Raw genomic sequence first — 6,143 nt, 5'->3', positions numbered from 1 at the left:
ATATTAAAATGTTTAGTAAAAATAAAACTTAAGATTGCAGGGGGGATGACCACGCGTGATACTCTTTGTCCCGTCAGGCCGTTAATGAGGTAAAGCGAAGGATGGTGAAGAAAACCCGAATCAAAGACATTGCCAGCGCGTGCGGCGTCTCGATTGCGGCAGTTTCTCGTGCGCTGAAAGGGCAGCCGGGGCTGAGCGATGAAACGCGACAGCGTATTCTGGCGATTGCCCAGGCGGAAGGGTACGACTTCAGCCGCCTGCGCAGCGGGCGCATCAAGCGGCTGCTGTTTTTGCTGCACCGCGAACACAATATCGCCAGCGCGCTGCCGTTCTATTCCACGGTGATGCTCGGCGTGGCGGATGCCTGCCGTGAAAACGACATCGCGATGAGCTTCCAGCCGATTGGCCCGGAAGATGCGGTGGCGGATCTGATTAATCTGCACCAGCCGGACGCGTTAATCTGCGCGGGATATCTTGAACCTGAGGTATTGGCAGCGTTACGCCAGTCGGCGCTGCCAGTGGCGCTGGTCGATCTGTGGGCGGCCGACTTTCCCTGCGTGAACCCGGATAACTACCACGGCGGCTTTGTGGCAACCCGCCATCTACTGGAGCAGGGGAGAACGCGCATTGCGTTTCTGGGCACGTCTCAGCGCCACTACAGTATTCGCCAGCGCGTCGAGGGCTACCAGCAAGCGTTATTCGATGCCGGTCTGGTTCTGCCCGCGGCCTACCGCATTGAGGTGCCGCCGGTGAAGGATATCGAGCAGGCGCTGGTGGAGGGGATGTCACAGCTGTTGGCGCTGGCGCAGCCGCCGGATGCGATTTTCGCCTACAACGACGTGGCGGCGCTGGTGGCAATGCGCGAATGCGCGCGCCGGGGGATTCGCGTCCCGGAAGACGTGGCGATTGTCGGTTTCGATGATATCGACGCCGCGGCCTGGGCGCATCCGCCGCTGTCGACGGTGGCCGTCGATAAACGTGAGTTGGGGCGTGATGCTTTCCAGTTGTTGCTTGGCGAGGAGAGCGAAAGAAATCTGCTGCTGCCGGTAAGGCTGGTGGCCCGCGAAAGTTCTGTGACCGACGCCAGCGCGTCACGGTTGCGTCTGGCGCCGTAATCCGGCAAAGTTGGCGCCATTACGGATACAAGGCGGTCAGCGTGAAACGACTCATCATTGGAATCTCCGGCGCCAGCGGCGCCATTTACGGCGTGCGTATGCTTGAAGTGCTGCAATCTGTACCGGATGTGGAAACGCATCTGGTGATGAGTCTGGCGGCACGACAGACGCTATCGCTGGAAACGGACCTGTCGCTGCGTGAGGTTCAGGCACTGGCTGACGTCGTACACGACGCGCGGGATATTGCCGCCAGTATCTCCTCCGGTTCGTTCAAAACGGCGGGCATGGCGATTTTACCCTGTTCCATCAAGACCCTTTCCGGCATCGTGAACAGTTACACTGACGGCCTGCTGACGCGCGCTGCCGACGTGGTGCTGAAGGAGCGTCGCCCGTTGGTGCTGTGCGTGCGTGAAACGCCGCTGCATCTGGGGCATTTGCGGCTGATGACTCAGGCGGCAGAGATAGGCGCCGTTATCATGCCGCCGGTGCCGGCGTTCTATCATCGACCACAAACGCTGGATGACGTCATCAACCAGACCGTTAACCGGGTGCTCGATCAGTTCGATATCGCGTTGCCGGACGATCTGTTTACCCGCTGGTCGGGAGCCTGACCGCGCACGAAAAAGCGCGCTTAATGTATCTTTTGCCCTGTTTCAGGGCAAATCTGCAACGCCGATCAAATCCTCGCTATTTAATCATCCCGATTGCGTTTTTGTGCTCGATTTATACGCTGCGGCTGATATCTTCCCTCATGTTCACCTCTTGTTATCTTATTGTTAACATATTTAACGTCGTTTGCTGTTAAGGCGAAAAATATGGCACAGAAGATGCAATGTCAGGTTGGCAAGCACAACACAACATAACTATATCGCAGTTAACAACATCACGATTTAATAGGGGAACGTATGAAGAAGACGGTTCTTGCTCTCTCTTTGCTGCTGGGCCTCAGCAGCGCCGCCAGCGTTTTTGCCGCACTGCCGCAGAGCATTCGCATCGGTACCGATACCACCTACGCACCGTTCTCATCGAAAGATGCCAAAGGCGATTTCATCGGCTTTGATATCGATCTGGGCAACGAAATGTGCAAACGCGCCAGCATCAAGTGCACCTGGGTGGGGAGCGACTTTGATGCGCTGATTCCTTCGCTGAAAGCGAAGAAAATCGATGCCATCATCTCTTCATTGTCCATCACCGAAAAACGTCAGCAGGAGATTGCCTTCTCCGACAAGCTGTACGCGGCTGACTCTCGCCTGATAGCCGCGAAAGGCTCGGCCATTAAGCCGACGCTGGACGCCCTGAAAGGCAAGCATATTGGCGTGCTGCAGGGATCGACCCAGGAAGCCTATGCCAATGAAAACTGGCGCAGTAAAGGCGTTGACGTGGTCGCCTATCAAAATCAGGACCTGATCTACTCCGACATGGCCGCCGGGCGTCTTGACGCCGCGTTCCAGGACGAAGTGGCCGCCAGCGAAGGCTTCCTCAAACAACCCGCCGGGAAAGATTTTGACTTTGCCGGTCCGTCGGTAAAAGACAAGAAATACTTCGGCGACGGCACGGGCGTTGGGCTACGTAAAGACGACGTTGAGTTGAAAGCGGCGCTGGATAAAGCGCTGGCGGAGCTGCGTGCCGATGGTACCTACGACAAAATGGCGAAGAAATACTTCAACTTTAACGTCTACGGCGACTAAGCGGTCTGAAGTGTCATCATGGTGCATATTTTTATCGATGCACCATGATGGTGCGTTTTTTGCTCGAAAGTTGCGCATGGTTGCATAATTAAGCATTTTTAATGAGAAAAAAGCCAGCCGGAAGGGCAGAATACTTTGCCTTGATGGGCCGAAAGATGGCACGATAACTGCTCAGATAATTTCTAAAAACCCACAAGAATTTCGGTCTGTTGAGGATGATTATGAAAAAACTGGCGTTGTCTTTTTCTCTGGTCTTAGCGCTTGCTTCTGCTTCCAGCGCATTTGCAGCAATTCCGCAAAAAGTACGTATCGGCACTGACCCAACGTACGCACCGTTCGAGTCGAAAAATGCCCAGGGTGAATTAGTGGGTTTTGACATTGATCTGGCAAAAGAGCTCTGTAAGCGCATCCAGGCACAATGTACCTTCGTGGAGAACCCGCTGGACGCACTGATCCCCTCGCTGAAAGCGAAGAAAATCGATGCCATCATGTCATCGCTGTCGATCACGGAAAAACGTCAGCAGGAAATCGCCTTTACCGACAAACTTTATGCCGCCGACTCGCGTCTGGTGGTGAAAAAAGGTTCCCCGGTTACCCCGGACCTCGCCACGCTGAAAGGCAAGCGCGTGGGCGTGCTGCAGGGCACCACCCAGGAAACCTACGGTAACGAGCACTGGGCGCCGAAAGGGATTGAAATCGTCTCCTACCAGGGCCAGGACAATATCTACTCTGACCTGACTGCCGGCCGTATCGACGCGGCGTTCCAGGATGAAGTGGCGGCGAGCGAAGGTTTCCTGAAACAGCCGATCGGCAAAGACTACCAGTTCGGCGGCCCGTCCATTAAAGACGAAAAGCTGTTTGGCGTCGGTACCGGTATGGGCCTGCGTAAAGACGATACCGAACTGCTGAACGCGCTGAACAAGGCGTTTGCTGAAATGCGTGCTGACGGCACCTACGACAAGCTGGCGAAGAAGTACTTCGATTTTAACGTTTACGGCGAATAATCATCACGAGTAACCCATCGCTTCGCACGCACGGGGCGATGGGCGTAAAGACAGGACTGGCAGCATGCTGTACGGGTTTTCACAGGTAATTTTTCAGGGCGCCCTTGTCACCCTTGAGCTGGCTATCAGCTCAGTGGTTCTGGCCGTGCTTATTGGTCTGGTTGGCGCGGGAGCCAAGCTCTCCCGAAATCGCGTACTGGCGTTAATTTTTGAGGGCTATACCACGCTGATTCGTGGGGTGCCCGACCTGGTGCTGATGCTGCTGATCTTTTATGGTCTGCAGATGGTACTTAACCTTATCACCGACTCGCTCGGCATCGGGCAGTTTGATATTGACCCGATGATCGCCGGGATTATCACCCTGGGTTTCATCTACGGAGCCTATTTCACCGAAACCTTCCGCGGGGCCTTTATGGCCGTGCCGAAAGGGCATATTGAGGCCGCGACGGCCTTTGGTTTTACCGGCGGTCAAACCTTCCGTCGTATTCTTTTTCCGGCCATGATGCGTTATGCGCTGCCGGGGATTGGCAACAACTGGCAGGTGATCCTCAAAGCCACCGCGCTGGTGTCGCTGCTGGGGCTGGAAGATGTGGTCAAGGCCACCCAACTGGCCGGCAAGAGCACCTGGGAACCGTTCTATTTTGCCATCGTCTGTGGCTTGATTTATCTGCTATTTACTACCGTTTCCAATGGCGTGTTGCTGCTGCTCGAACGCCGCTACTCCGTGGGCGTGAAGAGGGCTGACCTGTGATTGAGATTATTCAGGAGTACTGGAAAGCGCTGCTGTGGACCGACGGTTACCGCTTTACCGGCGTGGCGATCACCCTGTGGCTGCTGGTGCTGTCAGTGGTGATGGGCGGCATTATGGCGCTGTTTCTCGCCATCGCCCGCGTCTCAAGCAACAAATACATTAAGTTTCCGGTGTGGCTGTTCACCTATATTTTTCGCGGCACGCCGCTGTATGTGCAGCTGCTGGTGTTCTATTCCGGGATGTATACGCTGGAGATTGTCAAAGGCACCGAACTGCTGAACGCTTTTTTCCGCAGCGGCCTGAACTGTACGGTGCTGGCTTTAACGCTCAACACCTGCGCCTACACCACCGAAATTTTCGCCGGGGCGATTCGCTCGGTGCCGGCAGGGGAGATTGAAGCGGCGCGCGCCTACGGCTTCTCATCGTTTAAGCTCTACCGCTGCATTATTCTGCCGTCGGCGCTGCGCATCGCGCTGCCTGCCTACAGCAACGAGGTGATCCTGATGCTGCACTCGACGGCGTTGGCGTTCACCGCGACCGTCCCGGATCTGCTGAAAATTGCCCGCGATATCAACTCGGCGACCTATCAGCCGTTTACCGCCTTCGGCATTGCAGCGGTGCTCTATTTGATTATCTCCTATGTGCTGATTCGCCTGTTCCGCAAAGCGGAAAAGCGCTGGTTACAGCATATGAAACCGACTTCTACGCACTGAGAACATGATGGCTGATAAAAAACTAAACGTAATCGACCTGCACAAACGCTACGGTGAGCACGAGGTGCTGAAGGGCGTGTCGCTGAAAGCTAACGCTGGCGATGTGATCAGCATTATCGGTTCGTCGGGGTCGGGAAAAAGTACTTTTCTGCGCTGCATTAACTTCCTCGAAAAGCCGAGCGAAGGCACGATTATCGTCAATGGGCAGAATATTGGCCTGGTGCGCGATAATGACGGTCAACTCAAGGTGGCCGATAAAAACCAGCTGCGCCTGCTACGCACGCGCCTGACAATGGTCTTCCAGCACTTCAATCTGTGGAGCCACATGACGGTGCTGGAGAACGTGATGGAAGCCCCCATTCAGGTGCTGGGCCTGAGCAAACAGGAAGCGCGCGAGCGGGCGGTGAAGTATCTGGCAAAGGTGGGCATCGACGAGCGGCAGCAGGGTAAATATCCGGTGCATCTGTCCGGTGGCCAGCAGCAGCGTGTGTCCATTGCCCGGGCGTTGGCGATGGAGCCGGAGGTCTTGCTGTTTGATGAACCGACTTCCGCGCTGGACCCTGAACTGGTGGGCGAGGTGCTGCGTATCATGCAGCAACTGGCGGAAGAGGGGAAAACCATGGTGGTGGTGACCCACGAAATGGGCTTTGCGCGCCATGTCTCTTCGCACGTCATTTTCCTCCATCAGGGGAAAATTGAGGAAGAAGGCAAACCGGAAGAGGTGTTCGGCAATCCGAAAAGCCCGCGCTTGCAGCAGTTCCTCAGCGGCGCGCTCAAATAAAATAAAGGCTGGATAATCCAGCCTTTATTATTTTCCGTTTTTCTACACATACAACATAAATTATCGTTGCTGGCTGTCATATTTCTGCATC

7 protein-coding genes are annotated in these 6,143 nt (G+C 55.3%); all 7 read left to right on the top strand.

Annotation, left to right across the window (positions count from 1 at the left end):
• Positions 1 to 101: 101 nt before the first annotated feature.
• The 7 genes from NNN71_RS23260 to hisP all read left to right on the top strand — a co-directional run bounded on the left by NNN71_RS23260 (position 102) and on the right by hisP (position 6,052).
• A complete protein-coding gene (locus NNN71_RS23260; RefSeq protein ID WP_163448743.1) occupies positions 102 to 1,115 on the top strand; it encodes a LacI family DNA-binding transcriptional regulator in 1,014 nt (337 codons plus the stop codon).
• 41 nt (positions 1,116 to 1,156) lie between these two features.
• On the top strand, positions 1,157 to 1,726 hold the full coding sequence (locus NNN71_RS23255; protein WP_163448742.1) for a UbiX family flavin prenyltransferase: 570 nt from the start codon (positions 1,157 to 1,159) through the stop codon (positions 1,724 to 1,726).
• A 294-nt stretch (positions 1,727 to 2,020) separates the two neighbouring features.
• Positions 2,021 to 2,803, top strand: a complete 783-nt coding sequence (gene argT, locus NNN71_RS23250; RefSeq protein ID WP_163448741.1) for a lysine/arginine/ornithine ABC transporter substrate-binding protein ArgT — start codon at positions 2,021 to 2,023, stop codon at positions 2,801 to 2,803.
• A 221-nt stretch (positions 2,804 to 3,024) separates the two neighbouring features.
• The gene (gene hisJ, locus NNN71_RS23245; RefSeq protein WP_163448740.1) at positions 3,025 to 3,807 is read left to right on the top strand and encodes a histidine ABC transporter substrate-binding protein HisJ; all 783 of its coding nucleotides are present in this window, start codon (positions 3,025 to 3,027) and stop codon (positions 3,805 to 3,807) included.
• Positions 3,808 to 3,871: 64 nt separating this feature from the next.
• Positions 3,872 to 4,558, top strand: a complete 687-nt coding sequence (locus NNN71_RS23240; protein ID WP_064543826.1) for a histidine ABC transporter permease HisQ — start codon at positions 3,872 to 3,874, stop codon at positions 4,556 to 4,558.
• On the top strand, positions 4,555 to 5,271 hold the full coding sequence (locus tag NNN71_RS23235; protein ID WP_064543828.1) for an ABC transporter permease: 717 nt from the start codon (positions 4,555 to 4,557) through the stop codon (positions 5,269 to 5,271). The genes NNN71_RS23240 and NNN71_RS23235 overlap by 4 nt, the downstream gene beginning before the upstream one ends.
• Before the next feature lie 7 nt (positions 5,272 to 5,278).
• Positions 5,279 to 6,052 carry a histidine ABC transporter ATP-binding protein HisP gene (hisP, locus tag NNN71_RS23230; protein ID WP_064543830.1) on the top strand — a complete coding sequence of 258 codons (774 nt, stop codon included), beginning with the start codon at positions 5,279 to 5,281 and terminating at the stop codon, positions 6,050 to 6,052.
• The last annotated feature ends 91 nt before the right edge of the window (positions 6,053 to 6,143 follow it).

This window comes from Kluyvera sp. Awk 3, from assembly GCF_028069715.1.
GTDB lineage: Bacteria > Pseudomonadota > Gammaproteobacteria > Enterobacterales > Enterobacteriaceae > Kluyvera > Kluyvera georgiana_A.
The sequence above is the reverse complement of the archived record's forward strand: the minus strand, read 5'-3'. Positions and strand labels throughout refer to the sequence as shown.

Excerpts from the sequence above, each read along its gene's own strand:
- hisJ (WP_163448740.1), top strand. The coding sequence starts at position 3,025 with ATGAAAAAACTGGCGTTGTCTTTTTCTCTGGTCTTAGCGCTTGCTTCT.
- hisP (WP_064543830.1), top strand. The coding sequence starts at position 5,279 with ATGGCTGATAAAAAACTAAACGTAATCGACCTGCACAAACGCTACGGT.
- NNN71_RS23240 (WP_064543826.1), top strand. The coding sequence starts at position 3,872 with ATGCTGTACGGGTTTTCACAGGTAATTTTTCAGGGCGCCCTTGTCACC.
- NNN71_RS23260 (WP_163448743.1), top strand. The coding sequence starts at position 102 with ATGGTGAAGAAAACCCGAATCAAAGACATTGCCAGCGCGTGCGGCGTC.
- argT (WP_163448741.1), top strand. The coding sequence starts at position 2,021 with ATGAAGAAGACGGTTCTTGCTCTCTCTTTGCTGCTGGGCCTCAGCAGC.